General features: G+C 65.6%; 13 protein-coding genes. 5 read left to right on the forward strand and 8 right to left on the reverse strand.

All coding sequences use genetic code 11. The features are described from left to right. Positions 1-27 precede the first annotated feature (27 nt). From G3N98_RS03230 to fdnG, 3 genes are read right to left on the reverse strand one after another with little or no spacing between them, the layout of a single operon-like run. Positions 28-654, reverse strand: coding sequence for a formate dehydrogenase subunit gamma (locus G3N98_RS03230; RefSeq protein ID WP_011355693.1), 627 nt, complete (start codon positions 652-654; stop codon positions 28-30). Further along, positions 651-1,565, reverse strand: coding sequence for a formate dehydrogenase subunit beta (gene fdxH / locus G3N98_RS03235; protein ID WP_011355694.1), 915 nt, complete (start codon positions 1,563-1,565; stop codon positions 651-653). The genes G3N98_RS03230 and fdxH overlap by 4 nt, the downstream gene beginning before the upstream one ends. 10 nt (positions 1,566-1,575) lie before the next feature. Continuing rightward, positions 1,576-4,647, reverse strand: a complete 3,072-nt coding sequence (gene fdnG / locus G3N98_RS03240) for a formate dehydrogenase-N subunit alpha (RefSeq protein WP_144030301.1) — start codon at positions 4,645-4,647, stop codon at positions 1,576-1,578. A gap of 142 nt (positions 4,648-4,789) precedes the next feature. On the opposite strand from fdnG, the gene G3N98_RS03245 reads away from it, so the two are divergent. The 3 genes from G3N98_RS03245 to G3N98_RS03255 all read left to right on the forward strand — a co-directional run bounded on the left by G3N98_RS03245 (position 4,790) and on the right by G3N98_RS03255 (position 8,144). After that, positions 4,790-5,725, forward strand: coding sequence for a YihY/virulence factor BrkB family protein (locus G3N98_RS03245; RefSeq protein WP_089474498.1), 936 nt, complete (start codon positions 4,790-4,792; stop codon positions 5,723-5,725). 402 nt (positions 5,726-6,127) lie between these two features. Next, the gene (locus G3N98_RS03250) at positions 6,128-7,285 is read left to right on the forward strand and encodes a porin (protein ID WP_089427923.1); all 1,158 of its coding nucleotides are present in this window, start codon (positions 6,128-6,130) and stop codon (positions 7,283-7,285) included. Positions 7,286-7,670: 385 nt separating this feature from the next. Next, positions 7,671-8,144: a VOC family protein gene (locus G3N98_RS03255; protein ID WP_089427924.1), complete on the forward strand. Its 474-nt coding sequence runs from the start codon at positions 7,671-7,673 to the stop codon at positions 8,142-8,144. A 151-nt stretch (positions 8,145-8,295) separates the two neighbouring features. On the opposite strand, the gene G3N98_RS03260 is transcribed toward G3N98_RS03255, so the two are convergent. Both G3N98_RS03260 and G3N98_RS03265 read right to left on the reverse strand, forming a co-directional pair. Continuing rightward, a complete protein-coding gene (locus G3N98_RS03260; RefSeq protein WP_206147213.1) occupies positions 8,296-9,087 on the reverse strand; it encodes an AadA family aminoglycoside 3''-O-nucleotidyltransferase in 792 nt (263 codons plus the stop codon). Between the two features lie 278 nt (positions 9,088-9,365). Beyond that, on the reverse strand, positions 9,366-9,815 hold the full coding sequence (locus G3N98_RS03265; protein WP_011355701.1) for an HU family DNA-binding protein: 450 nt from the start codon (positions 9,813-9,815) through the stop codon (positions 9,366-9,368). A gap of 257 nt (positions 9,816-10,072) precedes the next feature. Between G3N98_RS03265 and G3N98_RS03270 the strand changes: the two genes are divergently transcribed. Further along, the gene (locus tag G3N98_RS03270) at positions 10,073-11,191 is read left to right on the forward strand and encodes an acyltransferase (RefSeq protein WP_089474495.1); all 1,119 of its coding nucleotides are present in this window, start codon (positions 10,073-10,075) and stop codon (positions 11,189-11,191) included. Positions 11,192-11,585: 394 nt separating this feature from the next. On the opposite strand, the gene galU is transcribed toward G3N98_RS03270, so the two are convergent. Together galU and G3N98_RS03280 are read right to left on the reverse strand one after the other, a co-directional pair. Next, positions 11,586-12,473, reverse strand: coding sequence for a UTP--glucose-1-phosphate uridylyltransferase GalU (galU, locus tag G3N98_RS03275; protein ID WP_011548079.1), 888 nt, complete (start codon positions 12,471-12,473; stop codon positions 11,586-11,588). 230 nt (positions 12,474-12,703) lie between these two features. Then, positions 12,704-12,847 carry a hypothetical protein gene (locus G3N98_RS03280; protein ID WP_006479318.1) on the reverse strand — a complete coding sequence of 48 codons (144 nt, stop codon included), beginning with the start codon at positions 12,845-12,847 and terminating at the stop codon, positions 12,704-12,706. A gap of 217 nt (positions 12,848-13,064) precedes the next feature. Between G3N98_RS03280 and G3N98_RS03285 the strand changes: the two genes are divergently transcribed. After that, entirely contained in the window at positions 13,065-14,240 is a 1,176-nt protein-coding gene (locus G3N98_RS03285) for an acyltransferase (protein WP_206147214.1), read from the forward strand. A gap of 409 nt (positions 14,241-14,649) precedes the next feature. On the opposite strand, the gene G3N98_RS03290 is transcribed toward G3N98_RS03285, so the two are convergent. Beyond that, positions 14,650-17,115 (reverse strand): glycosyltransferase family 4 protein, encoded by a 2,466-nt coding sequence (locus G3N98_RS03290; RefSeq protein WP_206147215.1) that lies wholly within the window; start codon positions 17,113-17,115, stop codon positions 14,650-14,652. Between the last annotated feature and the right edge of the window lie 22 nt (positions 17,116-17,137).

Here is a 17,137-nt window from a genome sequence, read left to right on the forward strand (position 1 = left end):
TTCGGCGAGCCGCCCCGCTCCGGTGCGTTATTTCACGCTTTCACGGAACCACTTCGGGTGATGCTTGCGAGCCCAGCCCAGCGTGACGGTGCCGCGCACCATCGCGCCGATCGAGCCCTTCACCCACAACGCCGCGTAAATGTGCACGATGATGCTCGCGATCAGCACGAAGGCCGCCACGGCATGCACGACAGCGGCCGCGCGGATCACCCCGATCGGGAAGTAGAACGAGAAGTAGCGCCGCCAGATCACGACTCCCGACAGCAGGAGCAACAGCAGGCACGCGACCAACGTAAAGAATAGCAGCTTCTGCCCGGCGTTATAGCGCCCGACCGGCGGCAGCTTGTCTTCCTGGTTGGTCAGCACGTCGCCGATCTGCTTGAGCCACTGGCGATCGTCCGCGTCGAGCGCGTTGTGGTGCCAGAAGCGCACCACCAGGATCGCGAACGACACGAACATCACGAGGCCGACGAACGGATGCAGGATCCGCGTCCACTGGCCGCCGCCGAACAGCGCGGTCAGCCAGAACATCGACGGATGAAACAGCGCGAGCCCGGACAGCGCGAGCAGCACGAACGTGATCGCGGTGATCCAGTGGTTCGTGCGCTCGTTCGCCGAGTAGCGGACGATCAGGTTGGGGTCGTCGTGGTTCATTTCGCGTCCTCCTTGATGCGTCGCGCCTCGTCGCGCGCGGCCTGTTCCTCTTCGTCGCTCACCTCGTTCGGACCGACCCGGACATAGTGGAAGAACCCGGCAAGCGCGGTCAGCGCGATGCCGGCCACCGCGAGCGGTTTCGCGATGCCCTTCCACAGCTTCACCATCGGGCTGATCGACGGATTGTCGGGCAGCCCGTGGTACAGCGACGGCTTGTCCGCGTGGTGCAGCACGTACATCACGTGCGTGCCGCCGACGCCCTGCGGGTCGTACAGCCCCGCATGCTCGAAGCCGCGCTCCTTCAGGTCCTCGATCCGCTCGGCCGCGTGCTGCTTCATGTCCTCCTTGGTGCCGAACACGATCGCGCCCGTCGGGCAGGTCTTCACGCAGGCCGGTTCCTGGCCGACCGCGACGCGGTCGGAACAGAGCGTGCACTTGTACGCGCGATGATCCTTCTTCGAGATCCGAGGAACGTTGAACGGGCAGCCGGTCACGCAATAGCCGCAACCGATGCAGTTCTCCTCGTGGAAATCGACGATCCCGTTGTTGTACTGCACGATCGCGCCCGGCGACGGACACGCCTTCAGGCAGCCCGGATCCTCGCAGTGCATGCAGCCGTCCTTGCGGATCAGCCACTCGAGGTCACCGGCCGGGTTCTCGTATTCGGAGAACCGCATCACCGTCCACGAATGCTCGGTCAGGTCGGCCGGGTTGTCGTACACGCCGACGTTGGTGCCGACCTCGTCACGCAGGTCGTTCCACTCCATGCATGCCGTCTGGCATGCCTTGCAGCCGATGCACTTCGATACGTCGATCAGCTTGGCGACACTCCCGGTCACCGGTTCGCGCACCGTGGGCGGTGGCGTCGTGGTGGCCGAGACGCGCTTGATATCCAGCGATTGCAATGCCATCTCTTTCCCCTTACGCCTTTTCGACCTTCACCAGGAACGACTTGAATTCCGGTGTATAGGAGTTGCCGTCACCCACGGACGGAGTCAGGGTATTGGCGAGATAGCCGGGCTTCGTCAGACCCTTGAAGCCCCAGTGCAACGGGACGCCGACCGTCTGGACCTTCTTGCCGTCGACCGTCAGCGGCTTGATCCGCTTCGTGACGAGGGCGACCGCGATGATGTAGCCGCGCTTGGACGACACCTTCACGCGCTCGCCATGCGCGACGCCGACTTCCTTCGCGAGGTCTTCGCCGATCTCGACGAATTGCTCGGGCTGGATGATCGAGTTCAGCCGTGCATGCTTGGTCCAGTAGTGGAAGTGCTCGGTGAGCCGGTACGTCGTCGCCACGTGCGGGAACTCCGCCACCTTGCCGAACGACGCGCGGTCGTCCGGGAACACGCGGGCAGCCGGGTTGTTCAGCGCCTGCGGGTTGTTCGGGTGCAGCGGGTTCGCGTCGAGCGGCGTCTCGAACGGCTCGTAGTGCTCGGGGAACGGACCTTCGTTCATCCCCGCCCGGGCGAAGAAGCGTGCGACACCTTCCGGGTTCATGATGAACGGCCCCATCCCGTTTTCGGGCGATTCGTCCGCCTTGAAGTCGGGAATGTCGGCCCCCTTCCACGCGCTGCCGTTCCAGCCGATCAGCTTGCGGGTCGGGTCGAACGGCTTGCCGGCAACGTCGCACGACGCGCGGTTGTACAGGATCCGCCGGTTCGCCGGCCAGGCCCACGCCCAGTTCAGCGTCTGGCCGATGCCGGTCGGGTCAGAGTTGTCGCGCCGCCCCATCTGGTTGCCGGCCTGCGTCCACGCACCGCAGAAGATCCAGCAGCCGCTCGCGGTCGTGCCGTCGTCCTTCAACTGCGCGAACGCGGCCAGCTGCTCGCCCTTCTTCACGAGCGTCTTGGCCGGATCCTTCGGATCGGGCAGATCGGCGAGCGCCTTGCCGTTGAACTCCATTGCCAGCTCTTCGGGCGTCGGGCTTTCCGGGTTCGCGTACGGCCAGGTCAGGTTGACGATCGGATCCGGATACTTGCCGCCGTCCGTCTGGTACATCTTGCGCATGCGCAGGAACAGCCCGGACATGATCTCGAGGTCGCTGCGCGCCTCGCCCGGTGGCTCCGCGCCCTTCCAGTGCCATTGCAGCACGCGGCTCGAACTCACGAGCGAGCCGTTTTCCTCCGCGAAGCACGTGGTCGGCAGACGGAACACCTCGGTCTGGATCTTCGACGAATCGACGTCGTTGTAGTCGCCGTGATGCTTCCAGAACTCGGAGGTTTCGGTGGCGAGCGGGTCCATGATCACGAGCCACTTCAGCTTCGCGAGCCCGGCCGCCGTCTTCACCTTCGACGGCGACGCCGCAAGCGGGTTGAAGCCCTGGCAGATGTAGCCGTTCATCTTGCCGGCATTCATCAGCTCGATCACCTGCAGCAGGTCGTACTGCTTGTCCAGCTTCGGCAGGTAGTCATAACCCCAGTTGTTCTCGGCGGTCGCCGCATCGCCCCACCAGGACTTCATGAAGCTCACGTGGAAGGCCTTGTAGTTCTTCCAGTAGCTCAACTGGTTCGGCCGCAGCGGCAGCTGCACGCGCTTCTTGATGTAGCCGTCGAAATCCTGCTCGGCCTGCATCGGCAGCGTCATGTAGCCCGGCAGCAGGTTCGACATCAGCCCGAGGTCGGTCAACCCCTGGATGTTCGAGTGGCCGCGCAGCGCGTTCATCCCGCCGCCGGCGATGCCGATGTTGCCGAGCAGCAGCTGCACCATCGCACCGGTGCGGATGATCTGCGCGCCGATCGAGTGGTGCGTCCAGCCGAGCGCGTACAGCACCGTGCCGGCGCGGCCGGGAACGGCCGTGGTCGCGAGCATCTCGCACACCTTCAGGAATTTCTCCTTCGGCGTGCCGCACGTCTGCTGGACCATGTCCGGCGTATAGCGCGCGTAGTGCTGCTTCAGCAGGTTGTACACGCAACGCGGATGCTGCAGCGTCGGGTCGACCTTCACGAAGCCGTCGTCGCCGCGCTCGTAGTCCCAGCTCGATTTGTCCGGGTACGCGTGCTTCTCCGCGTCGTAGCCGGAATAGATGCCGTCGTTGAACGCGAAATCCTCGCGCACGATGAACGAGAAGTCCGTGTAGTTCTTCACGTACTCATGCTGGATCTTGTCGTTCGTCAGCAGATAGTTGATGACGCCGCCCAGGAAGACGATGTCGGTGCCGGTGCGGATCGGCGCGTAGTAATCGGCCACCGAGGCCGTACGCGTAAAGCGCGGGTCGACGACGATCAGCCGCGCCTTGCGGTGCGCCTTCGCCTCCGTTACCCACTTGAAACCGCACGGATGGGCCTCGGCTGCATTGCCGCCCATCACGAGAATCACGTCCGCGTTCTTGATGTCGACCCAATGGTTCGTCATCGCTCCACGGCCAAACGTCGGGGCAAGACCTGCCACCGTCGGGCCATGTCAGACACGCGCCTGATTGTCGAATGCGAGCATCCCGAGACTGCGGATGGTCTTGTGCGTCAGGTAGCCGACCTCGTTGCTGCCCGCCGACGCGGCCAGCATGCCGGTGGTCAGCCATCGGTTGACCTTCGCACCGTCTTCCGCCGTCTCGACGAAGTTCGCGTCGCGGTCGGCCTTCATCAGCTTCGCGATGCGGTCGAGCGCGTCATTCCACGAAATCGGTTCCCACTTGTCCGAGCCGGGCGCACGATACTCGGGGTGCGTCAGGCGATTCGGGCTGTGGATGAAGTCGATCAGGCTCGCGCCCTTCGGGCACAGCGTGCCGCGATTGACGGGATGGTCGGGATCGCCTTCGATGTGGATGATGCTCGGCTGGGCGTTTTTCGCGCCGTCTCCGAGGCTGTACATCAGGATGCCGCAACCCACTGAACAGTAAGGACAGGTGTTGCGCGTTTCGACGGTGCGCGCCAGCTTGTACTGTCGGACTTCGGCAAGCGCTTCGGACGGAGAGAAGCCCATCAGGGCTAGACTCGATCCGGCAAGCGACGTAGCCGTCACCTTCAGGAACTGGCGCCGGGACATTTGTAGCATGGCTGGTCTCGGCGTTATTGTGGGGGTGAGGAAACTGAAAGGAATTATAGACAGTTCGCGCAACTATGTTCGAATCCTCGGATCAATACTGAATTGTCTGATTACCAACGATGATCCGCGTTCCCCGCGCCACCGAACCGTCATGAAACGACAGATCACCTCCGAAGCCACCCGTCTCGCGCAAGAACAGGCCAACTGGGCCCTCACCGCGTTCAAGCGCTTCTCGTCCGACCGCTGCTCCGCGATGGCCGCGGGCATCGCCTTTTTCTCCGCGTTCTCGCTCGCGCCGATGCTCGTGATGGTGATCGCCGTGGCCGGCTGGTTCTACGGCGACGATGCCGCGCGCGGCCAGGTGTTCGAACAAGCGCACCAGCTGATCGGCGACGACGCGGCGGCCAGCATCCAGACGATCGTGCAGAACGCGCACCGCGCGGGCGAGCGCGGCGGCCTGGCCACCCTGATCTCGTTCGCCGCGCTCGCGATCGGCGCGTCGGCCACCTTCGCGTCGCTCAGCGCCGCGCTCAGCGTGATCTGGCCGGCCACCGAGAACCGCTGGTCGAGCATGCTCGGGCTCGTGCGCGTGCGGCTGATCTCGTTCGGGCTCGTGCTCGGCGTCGCGTTCCTGCTGATCGTGTCGCTCGTGCTCGACACCGCGATCACGTTCGTCGGCACCTGGCTGCTCGGCAATTCGCCGTACGTGATCGTCACGAACCTCGTGCAGTTCTTCGTCGGGATCGCGGTGCTCGCGGGCGCGTTCGCGTCGCTGATGAAGTTCCTGCCCGATGCGCGCGTCGCCTGGCGTGACGCCGCGATCGGCGGCATCGTGTCCGCGATCCTGTTCTCCGGCGGCAAGAAGCTGTTCGCGCTGTACCTTGCGCGTGCGGGCACCGCAAGTGCATTCGGCGCAGCCGGATCGTTCGCGGTCCTGCTGATGTGGCTGTACTTCTCCGCGATCGTGCTGCTGCTGGGTGCGGAATTTGCGGCCGCCCGCGGCAACGCGCATCGGCTCCCGGGTACCGCCGCGCCGAGCGCTTCCGCGCAATCCGATCGCCCCACCGGTCGCGCGCACGACGACTGAGGCGCCGCTTCCGCAACATCGCGGCACGCCCCCGCACACGCGTCTGCCCTTTGCAACCACGCTGCCCGCGCGCATTCGCGCGGCGTTGACACGTTCTTTGCATGCGTGCGCATTCGTTGTCGCCACCGCAAACGTTTGCACGCTTCCGTTTCGGTGTGCGGACGGGCCGAAACAGGCTTCCTGCCGCGATGCGCATCAACTAGTGAAACAATCGCATCGCAGCAATTGTCAACTTTTTCAAAAACAGAAACAGTCGTTGATGTACTTGATATATATGGACTTTTTCTCGCTGTTACCTTTTCGAGACACTTTATTTTTTAAGCTTTCTTGCGTCGATGGCACTGAGCTATTCTCCAATCCGCAACAAAAAACGATGAATCACTTGCGTGGAGATACTCAACGATGAAGAAACTCGCTCTCTCGACCCTCTCGCTCGCCCTGCTGGGCGCCGCTGGCGCTGCTCACGCTCAATCGAGCGTGACGCTGTACGGCGTGATCGATACGTCGATCACCTATGTTCACGGTAACGACGGTCAAGGTAACAATTCGTGGTCGATGGGTAGCGGCAACCTGCAAGGTAGCCGCTTCGGCCTGAAGGGTTCGGAAGACCTCGGTGGCGGCCTGAAGGCGATCTTCCAGTTGGAAAACGGCTTCAACTCGGCATCGGGTGCACTGGGCCAGGGTGGCCGCATGTTCGGTCGCCAGGCTTTCGTCGGCCTGCAAAGCGACCAGTACGGTACGCTGACGCTGGGCCGCCAGTACGACCCGCTGGTCGACCTGGTTCAGGCAGTCACGGCTGACAACTACTTCGGCAGCGTGTTCGCCACGCCGGGCGACGTCGACAACAACGACAACAGCCTGCGCGTCAGCAACGCGATCAAGTACACGTCGCCGGTCTGGGGCGGCCTCCAGTTCGAAGGCATGTACGCACTCGGCGGTGTCGCCGGCGCAACGGGCAAGGGTCAGACGTGGGCCGCAGCCGCAGCCTACAACAACGGCCCCCTCGGCCTGGCCGCCGGTTACTTCCACGCCAACAACTCGGCTCCGCTGAGCACCGCAGGCGTGCGCACCGGCTGGGCCGGCACGTCGGACGCGATCTTCGACGGTTCGGGCGCGTTCATCAACAACGCCTACACGTCGTCGTCGTCGATCGGTATCGCTCAAGTGGCTGGCCAGTATGCATTCGGCCCGGTGACGTTCGGCCTCGGCTACAGCAACGCGCAGTACAAGGCGGACGCGAACTCGGCATTCGGCACGAACCAGAAGTACAACACGGGTCGCGCATTCGTCACGTACCAGGCATCGGCACCGCTGCTGCTCGGCCTCGGCTACATCTACACGAAGGGTAGCGGCCAGACCGACGCCAAGTACCATCAGGTTTCGCTCGGCGCCGACTACTCGCTGTCGAAGCGTACCGACGTCTACCTGGTTGGCGCATATCAGCACGCAAGCGGCAAGAACGCCGACGGCAGCGATGCTCAGGCATCGGTGGGCTCGTACGGCATCGCCGGCAAGAGCTCGCAGGAAATCGTCGCGCTCGGCCTGCGTCACAAGTTCTAAGAAGTACGTTTCCGGCGTGCATGGCGTCTCCGACGCCTTGCCGCCGACCTGGAAAGCCAGCCCCGGTTTCGGCCGCGGCTGGCTTTTTTTCGTCCGTCTCCCGCGTGCCGGCAGCGCCCGCACCGGCCGGCAACCGGAACCCGGGCCGACCCATGCCTGCCGGCCAGCAGCGGCGCCTGGCGGCTGCAAAGCGCCGGGAACACCGTTTGCGAAGCGCCGCGCCGGTCGCCATCCGTCCGCCGGGCGACTACCATCCGCACTGCCGGCACCGCTCGTCCGGTGCGATCGCAATGTGCCGACGCGTGTCGATTTCGGCAATCGTCATCCGTCGTCTCGATGGCGGCACGCAGTTCGCGCATCGCCCCATTCATACAGGAGATACGCCATGACGATTCAGAAGATCACGCCTTTCCTCTGGTACGCGGCGGAAGCGGAAGAAGCCGCCGCCTTCTATGCGGGCATCTTTCCGGATTCGCGCGTCGTGCGCGTCACGACGGTGCCCGGCACCGACGGCACGCGGATGGTCGAGTTCGAGCTGTTCGGGCAACCGTTCTTCGCGATGAGCCATCCGCGCACCGATACGTTCAACCACGCGATCTCGCTGCTGGTCAGCTGCGCCGACCAGGCGGAACTCGACCGCTACTGGCATGCCCTGCTCGACAACGGCGGCACGGCCGACGCCTGCGGCTGGCTGAGAGACCGCTACGGCGTGTCGTGGCAAATCGTTCCGGAAACGCTGATCCCGATGGTGTCCGACCGGGACACGGTCAAGGCCACGCGCGTGGCCGCCGCGATGATGCAGATGATCAAGCTCGACGACGCCGCATTGAAGGCCGCCTACGCCGGCACGGCGGGCTGACGAAGCAGCACGTCGCACGGCGCATGCGCGATGACGCGCCGGGTCGCCGACAGGCATCCGGCTCGACCGCATGCGCGTGCGACTGCCGCGCCATTGCAGAGAATCTTCATCGGCGTCGCCGCCAAGCCGGCCACGCGCGCGGCATCCGCCGCTACGTCGACAGCATCGACTCGACCGTTCGCCGCGCGTAGCCGATGAATGCGGCAAGGGGTTCGCCCGACAGGATCGCCGCGTCTTCCTCGCCGCCGAGATAGGCGGCACGCGCCGCCGCGACGACCGGCCGGCAGGCTTGCGGCAAGCGTTCCAGAACCCATGTCGCCGCGACGTCCTTAGGCGCGATCCTGCCGGTCGCGGCGCTGTACCAGATGCGCGCGAGCGCGAGCACCACGTTGCACGCGTCGCCGCGCCAGTCCGGTTCGGCATTCCACTGCGCGACCGTCGCCAGTAGCGCGGCGACAAAATCCCGTGCGGGCACTTGCTCGAAAAGCACCGCCGCCGGCGCGCCAACCAGCACGACACTGTGCTGCCGCACCTTCGTCAACAGGATCGCCAGATCGTGATCGACACGCGCCGGTTCGACGATGCCGGCCTCGAGCTCGTGACGCAGCCACTCGCCGAACTGCAGTTCGCGACGCGCCGGATGACGCCACGGCACGACCGCATCGTGTGCGACGACGGTCACTTCCAGTGCACGCATGCCGCCGGCGCGACCAGGCGGCGCCGATAAGGCCAGCAGGTCGAGCATCAGTGCGTGCCGTGTCGATTCGTCCGGCCGGGTCGACACCGTCACCAGCAGGTCGATGTCACTACGCGGCTTCAGTCCGCCGTCGAGCGCCGATCCGAACAGATGGATTGCCGTGAGCGTCGCGCCGAGATGCCGCTCGATCGTGCCGCACGCGGCGGTGACCTGGGCTGCGATTTCGTCGGGAATGCATTCAGTCACGATGCACGTGCCTCGCGATGCGCACGCAACCGGCACAGCGCGCGCGACGGGCAGCGGCGGATCTGCTGCAAGCGCGCGGCGGATTGCCGTTCGTCATCGCGCGTGCGCGGCGCGTCTTCGATCGTGCGTCACGCGTCGAACCGGGCCTTCCGCCATTTCGCTGCTTCGCTGCCGCACGATTTGCGCAGCGCAATAAAAATCCCCGCACGCTTTCGCGTGCGGGGATCGTCGGACATCGCAGCGGCTGCCGACATGCATTCGGCAGCCGCTGCGCAGCATTACGCTGCCGCGTCCTTCAGCTTCTTCAGCGCACGTGCCTTCACGCGCACGCTGGCCGGCTTCGCCGGGAACCAACGCTCTTCGCCCGTGAACGGATCCTTGCCGAAGCGCTTCTTCTTCGCCGGCACGACTTGCGCCGTGATCTTCAGCAGACCCGGCAGCGTGAACTCGCCCGCGCCCTTCTTGTGGACCGAGCCCAGCACGACGTTCTCGAGTGCGACGAGCACTGCCTTGACAGCCTTCACTTCGACAGCTGCGCGCTCAGCGATGTGCGTTGCGAGCGATGCCTTCGTGAACTTGTCCTTCAGCGGCGTCGGAGCGGCCGGTGCCGCCTTCGCGACAACCTTCTTGGCCACTACTTTCTTCGCGGGCGCAGCCTTTTTGGCAGCCACTTTCTTGGTGGCCGGTGCGGCAGCCTTCTTGGCCACCTTTTTTGCGGAAGTCGCCATGTTTCTCCTACCAGGTGTGGTCGTTGGATACACGAAGCGTGCAACGCGCGCGCTTCAACGCCGGATTCTACAAGCGCCTTGACGCTTCGTGCAGTACTTTTATGCGTTTTCGCGGGGTTTCCCGCAGGTTTTTTTGCATGCGACCGATTTCATCGACGCTCCAGCATCAAAAAACGCCTTCACGTAGGCACCCGAATGCGAATTACGTTCGATATTTGCGCACCTATACTGGGCTCGCTCAATGCCCGGATGCCTCCATGCGCGAAGCCAGATACGTCAAAGGACTCGACGGCCTGCGAGCCCTCGCCGTCATCCTCGTTTTCCTGTCCCACAAGGGCCACGTCCTTGCCGTCGACGTCGGCAAGCTTGGCGTGTGGACGTTTTTCCTCATCAGCGGATTCCTGATCGTCGGCGAGCTGCATCGCAACCGCCAGGCGGTCGAGCGCGACACCATGACGCGCCGCCACGCGCTCGCGCTGTTCCTCGCAAAACGCGCGCTGCGGATCTTTCCCGTCTATTACCTGCTGCTCGCCGCGCTCGCGATCGCGCACGCGCTGTTCTACCAGCGCGGCGTCAATCTCGGGCTCGCGTGGCACGCGGCGTTCCTGTCGAATTACTGGATCGGCGCCGTCAAGGACGGCTGGCCAGGCTCCACGTCGCACTTCTGGAGCCTCGCGGTTGAACAGCAGTTCTATCTGATCGCGCCGCTCGCGCTGCTCGCGGTGCCCGCCGCGCGACACGTCGCGCTCGGCATCGGAGCCATCGCACTGTGCGCGCTCGCGCATCTCGCGCTCTACCTGTGCGACGCGTCGCCGGTGCTGATCTATGCGTTTTCCCCGTGGAATTTCGCGCTGATCGCGCTCGGCGGCGTCGGCGCGATGGCGCTCGCCGATCGCGGCGCGGCCGCCGTGCGCCGCGTTCCGCCCGGCTGGCTCGGCGCGGCCGGCGTCGTGTTCTTCCTCGTGCTGCCTGCCTGCATGCCCCTGCCCGACGCGCTCGCGGGGCTCGCGGATCTCGGCCTGTCCGCATCGCTCGGCGCGCTGCTGCTGTGGATCGTCAGCGAACCCGAGCATCCGGTCGTGGCGCTGCTCGACTGGGCGCCGCTCGCCTATCTCGGCACGATCAGCTACGGCTTCTACCTGTTCCACAACCTGATTCCGGCGCGTTTCGGCGTGCTGCCGGCGCACGTCGGGCACGTGGCCATCCCTGAAATCGTCCGCGACACGCTACCCGAGATGCTGCAGTTCGCGCTCGCCGTGCTGCTCGCGCACCTGTCGTGGCGCTATCTGGAAAAGCGGCTGCTCGATTTCAAGAAGCCGGTCGCCGCGATGCTGGCCCGGTATTTCGTCGCACGGCCGAGCACGTCGGCGCGTTGAACACGGCACGGACGCGGCAACGGCCGAGCGGGGAAGCGGTGCTTCACGCCACATCCCGGCGCTGACGCTCAACACTCGAGCCGTCGCGTCATCGACCGGCGCCGGCAAAACCGATGCGGTCACGAACGTCGATGCGCATCGCGCAATCGAACCGCCGATCCTGTCATCCGGGCGCCCGTCGCGGCACCGGTTTCAGCCGTGACGTCCGCGCTCGTCGGCGCGCCCCGCTCCGCACGCAGCCCCGATCCTGAAGCCGATCCGCCACGACACCCACACCGACCGCACGCGCAGTGATCGCGCAACGGTGCACCCGCACACGCAAAAAAGCCCCGGCGCGCGAGCGGCCGGGGCCAACGGAACAACCACCACCTGAAACAACGGAGCGCGCGGCTGCTTAGGCGACAGCAGCCAGCGCGGGCAAGCAGGTACGCAGGTAGGCCTCGAATTCGCGGCTCACTTCCGGATGCTGGAGCGCGAGCTCGACGGTGGCCTTGAGATAGCCGATCTTGCTGCCGCAGTCGAAGCGCGTGCCGTAGTAGCGATACGCGAGCACCTGCTCGTTCGCGAGCAGCGACTGGACCGCATCGGTCAGCTGCAGCTCGCCGCCGGCGCCCGGCTTGAGCTTGCGCAGGTGATCGAAGATCGTCGGCATGAACACGTAGCGGCCGACCACGCCGAGATTCGACGGCGCATCTTCCGGCGCCGGCTTCTCGATGATGCCCGACAGCTTGATGATGTCCTCTTCCCATTCGCGGCCTTCGACGACGCCGTACGAGCGGCTGTCCTCGCGCGGGATCGTCTCGACCCCGATCACCGAGCTGTGATAGTGGTCGAACACGTCGACGAGCTGCTTGAGCACCGGCTGTTCGCCGTGCAGCAGGTCGTCGGCGAGAATCACCGCGAACGGCTCGCCGTGCACCAGCTTCTCCGCGCACAGCACCGCGTGGCCGAGGCCGAGCGCTTCCGGCTGGCGCACGTAGAAGCAGTTCACGTGGCTCGGCTTGATGCCGCGCACCAGTTCGAGCAGCTTTTCCTTGCCGCGCGCCTCGAGCTCGGCCTCGATCTCGTAGGACTTGTCGAAGTGATCCTCGATCGCGCGCTTGCTGCGCCCGGTGACGAAGATCATCTCGGTGATACCTGCGTTGATCGCTTCCTCGACCGCGTACTGGATCAGCGGCTTGTCGACGACGGGCAACATTTCCTTCGGGCTCGCCTTCGTTGCCGGGAGGAACCGCGTGCCGAGACCGGCGACGGGGAACACGGCCTTGGTGACTTTCAACATGTTCACATCCTGATTGCGTTGACTGCGCCGCGTCGACCAGCGACCCGGCGCGATTGTGTTCCGAACGGCATATCGAGAATCGACGGTACTGCCAATTCGACTCCGCTCATTTTCGATATGGACTGATTGCCCAATGATTCCGGAAAAAATATAATCCTTTCAACCCGGTCGATATTGCCGAACCGAGTGCCGAGGCAGAAACAAATTACCGATTTTCCAGATACAAATTCTTACGATTCAAATTCCTCGATATAGGGCACGCCGCCCCGTTCGAGACCCGGGCGAATCGGTTCGTTCTTCAGCGCCTCACGGTACGCCGACAGCACGGCCATGACCAGCAGTACTGCAGCGCTCGCGATCCAATGCATGTCCATCTTGCCGCTCCTTGCATCAATCAACTGGAGCTTCAAACTATCAGAAAAAAATCGGTAAATAATTGACCCGCCTCGCGGAACCGCTTTCTGATCGCGATAAAACCATGATGTGGAATTGCGATATTTCCCGGCGAGATTTTTTTATTCATTGATCGAATTCTTGCGCATTACGATTGGATGAAACTTCCCGTCCATCCGTCGCAAGGAATCGAATCGCATGCAAGCTTTCAGCGGATCGTCTCTGACCGCGCCGCCCGTCGCCGATCACAAGGAACACGTGATCGACGCGATGCGCGGCTTCGCGGCGCTGCTCGTCGCCTATTTCCACTGCCGCCAGGTCGTCTGGGTCGGCATGCAAAGCTTCCATCACGCTTACGGCCACGCGCTCACCCCGGGCGCGATCGCCGGCTACCTGACCTTCCCGTTCGCGTGGGGCTCCGCCGGCGTGCCGATCTTCTTCGTGATCAGCGGCTACTGCATCCATCGCAACGCGGCGCTCAAGCTCGCGGCCGATCCCGCCTACCGGCTCGACGCGCCGAACTTCTGGGTGCGCCGGTTCGCCCGCATCTACCCGGTGCTGCTCGCCGCGCTGCTGTTTACGCTCGCCCTCGACTCGGTCAGCCTGCAGATCGAGCCCGTCAGCCACAAGATCCGCGACGTCGGCCTCGTCGCGTTCCTCGTGAACCTGTTCTCGCTGCAGGGCGTTGCCGGCTACACGTACGGGTCGAACGGCGCGCTGTGGACGCTGTCGCTCGAAGTGCAGTTCTACGCGATCTACCCGCTGCTGTTCGCGATCCGCCGGCGCATCGGCATGCCGGCGGTCGTGGCCGCGGTCGCGCTCGTCAACGTCGCGTCGGCGTGGCTGCTCGAACGGCACGACCTGCAGTTCTTCACGTCGTACTGGCTGTCCTGGACGATCGGCGCGTGGATCGCCGACGTGCGCGCGCAGCCGGCCCGCGGCGCGGCCGCCGTGCCGTCGCGCGCGTGGTACGGCGCGGCCGCCGTGCTGCTGGCCGCCGGCTGCGGCGCGTTCCATTTCGGCCAGTACGGCGCGTTCCAGCTGTGGTCGGCCGGCTTCGCGTGCTTCCTGTACCGCGCGCTCGCCCGTCCTCCGCGCCCGACGCCGCCGCTGCGCGTGCTGAGCTGGTTCGGCGACTTCAGCTACTCGCTGTACCTGATCCACCTGCCGCTGTTCGTCTGCCTCGGCTCGGTGCTGTTCCATTCCGAGCTGCAGCTGTCGATCTGGCCGTCGTTCGCGTTCATGGCCGCCGCGATCCCGGTCGCGTATGTGTTCTACCGGATGTTCGAACGGCCCGCGATGACGTGGTCGGCCAGCTTCAAGCCGGCTCGCCCCGCTCGGGTCGTGACGACGGCACCCGAACGGGCTGTTTGATCCGGCCGGAACGCTTTCCCGAGCCCTCGCGCGGCGGTGCGCTGCGCGGGGGCTTTTTCATGGCCTGAGCGCGCCGGCATGCCGGGTTGGCGGGGGGTGGGTAGTCTTTTGGCGTCGGGCCGCGCTACGGCCCGCATGAGCCGCCCTCGACCGCCTTTCACCATCGGGACTGCCTGGGCGCGGCCTTCTGGCGTCACCTTCTGGCGTCACCTTCTGGCGTCACCTTCTGGCGTCGCCTTCTCGCGTCGCCAACCGCGCCGTCCCAATCAACGACCGGCCAAGCACGCGCCCCACGCGGCGCACAACAACCTGCCCACCACCCGCCCGACAAATGCCCCGGCGCTGAAAAACAAAGCCCTCACGCAGCACACCGCCGCATGAGGGCCCGTTTCCCGCCGGCTCGCGCCGCTTACCGCTTCTTCGCCTTCGCGGCCTTCGCCGTATCCGCGAGGATCTTCTCGACCCGCTCCACGTAGGTTTCGGTGCCGAACCGGCGCACCGCCGTCGCCCGCCCGCTCGCGACGAGCCGCTCGCGCAGCGCGCCGTCGCGCTTCAGCGCAGCCAGCGCATCGGCCAGCGCGGCCGCGTCGCCCGGCGCGCAGAGCAGCCCGTTGTCGCCGTCCTCGATGATCTCGACGACGCCGCCCGCACGGGCCGCGACGACCGGCCGGCGCGCGAGCATCCCCTCGACGATCACGCGCCCGAACGGCTCGGGCGTGATCGACGTGTGCGCGACGACGTCGACCGCCGTCATGCAGGCGGCCACGTCGCGCTGGAACCCGAGGAAATGCACGCGCTCGTCCATCCCGTGCCGCGCGACGTATTCGTGCAGCTGCGCCGCGTATTCGTCCTCGCCGAACAGCGGCGCGCCGACCAGCACCACGTGCATGTCGGGATGCCGCGCGGCGGCTTCCAGCAGCACGTGCTGCCCCTTCCAGTGCGCGAGGCGGCTGAACGAACCGACGAGCCACGCGTTTTCGGGCAACCCGAGGCGCGTGCGCAGCGCGGCCTGGCTGACGCCTTCCAGCGCGTCGAACGGCTCGGCCGAAATGCCGTTGAACACGACGTCGACGTGCTGCGGCGTGAAGCCCGTCAGCGCCCGGAACGCCTGCGCGGACGCATCGGAGTTCGCGATCACGCGCGTGACGCCGAGCCGCGCGCAGTACTTGATCGCCAGCAACTGCTTGCTGCCGAAATGGTCGGTGCTGACGATGTCGCGCAGGTGCCACACCACCGGCTTGCGCGCGAGCCGCCCGGCCAGCGCGGCGACCACCATCGCGCGCTGCGTGTTCGCGTAGATCACCTCGGCACGGCGCGCGCGCCGCGCGACGTCGCGCACCAGCCGCACGAGCTGTTTCACCGCCCCGACCGACACGCCGCCCTGCTTGCGCACGCCCGCGAGCGCGCCCTGGTCGACCACGTCGACGCGCGCGCCGATCTCGTCGAGCGCCGCACGGAACGGGCCGTCGTCGAACAGCAGGACGTCGGCGTTCGCGCGCATGTGCTTCATGATCTCGAGCAGCGACAGCTCGGCGCCGCCGAGCACGCCGCTCTGGTCGAGCACGAGTGTCGCCGGGCCGCGCGCGGCCGGCATCGGCGCGATGGCCGTACCGCGCTGCGCGGTCGAGCCGGGCAGCGCCGCCTCCACATAGTCGAGGAAACGCCGCCGGAACGTATCGGCGGAAAACCGCTCCGCGTTCGTGCGGCAGGCGGTCGGCGTGAAGCGCTGCGGCGCACGCTCGAAATCGTCGACGGCCGCGACGATCGCGAGCGGCGTCTGTTCGTCGAAGAACAGCCCGGTCGGGTTCAGGTCCGATTGCGGGTCGAGCACGGTTTCGAGCGCGCCGCCCTTGCCGTACGCGATCACCGGCGTGCCGCACGCCTGCGCCTCGACCACCGAGATCCCGAAATCCTCCTCGGCCGCGAATACGAACGCCTTCGCGCGCCGCATCCGGTCGTGCAGCACCGCGAACGGCTGGTAGCCCATGATCTCGACGTTCGGGCCGGCCTTCGCGCGGATCTTCTGCATCTCGGGGCCGTCGCCGATCACGACGAGCTTGCGCTCGGGCGTGCGCGAAAAGGCTTCGACGATCAGGTCGATCTTCTTGTACGGCACCATCCGCGAAGCGGTCAGGTAGAAATCCTCCTTCTCCGCGTTCAGCGAAAACGCGTCGACGTCGACCGGCGGGAAGATCACCGCCGCGTCGCGGTGGTAGACCTTCTTGATGCGCCGCGCGATGAACGCGGAGTTCGCGACGAAACCGTCCACCGCGTTCGCGGTGCGCGTGTCCCAGTTGCGGATGTAATGCAGGATCATCCGCGCGAGCAGCGACTTCGGCCCGCGCGTGAGGTTCGACTGTTCCAGATACTGGTGCTGCAGATCCCACGCATAGCGGATCGGCGAATGCACGTAGCTGATGTGCACCTGGTCCGGACCCGTCAGCACGCCTTTCGCGACTGCATGGCTGCTCGAGATCACCAGGTCGTACTCCGACACGTCGAGCTGCTCGATCGCGAGCGGCATCAGCGGCAGGTAGCTGCGGTACTTGGTGCGCGCGAACGGCAGCTTCTGGATGAACGACGTCGTCACCGGCTTGCCGCGCACGAACGCGCGATCGTCGAGGAAATCGACGAGGCTGAACAGGTCCGCGTCGGGAAAGCACGCGACGATCTGCTCGAGCACGCGTTCGGCACCCGCATAGGTGACGAGCCAGTCGTGGACGATCGCCACGCGCAGCGCGCGCGTCGGATGGCGCGCGCTGGCCCGTTCGGCCGGCAGCGCCCGGCGCAGCGCGGCGGCGTCGCCCGCTTCGGCCACGGCCGCATCGGCGGTGGCGAGATTCAATACGGCGTGTTCCGCCAGATCGCGATTCATCAGTCGCTCCAAGAAACGGTGC

The sequence above is a fragment of the Burkholderia sp. Tr-20390 genome, from assembly GCF_017104595.1.
In the GTDB taxonomy this organism is placed as follows: domain Bacteria; phylum Pseudomonadota; class Gammaproteobacteria; order Burkholderiales; family Burkholderiaceae; genus Burkholderia.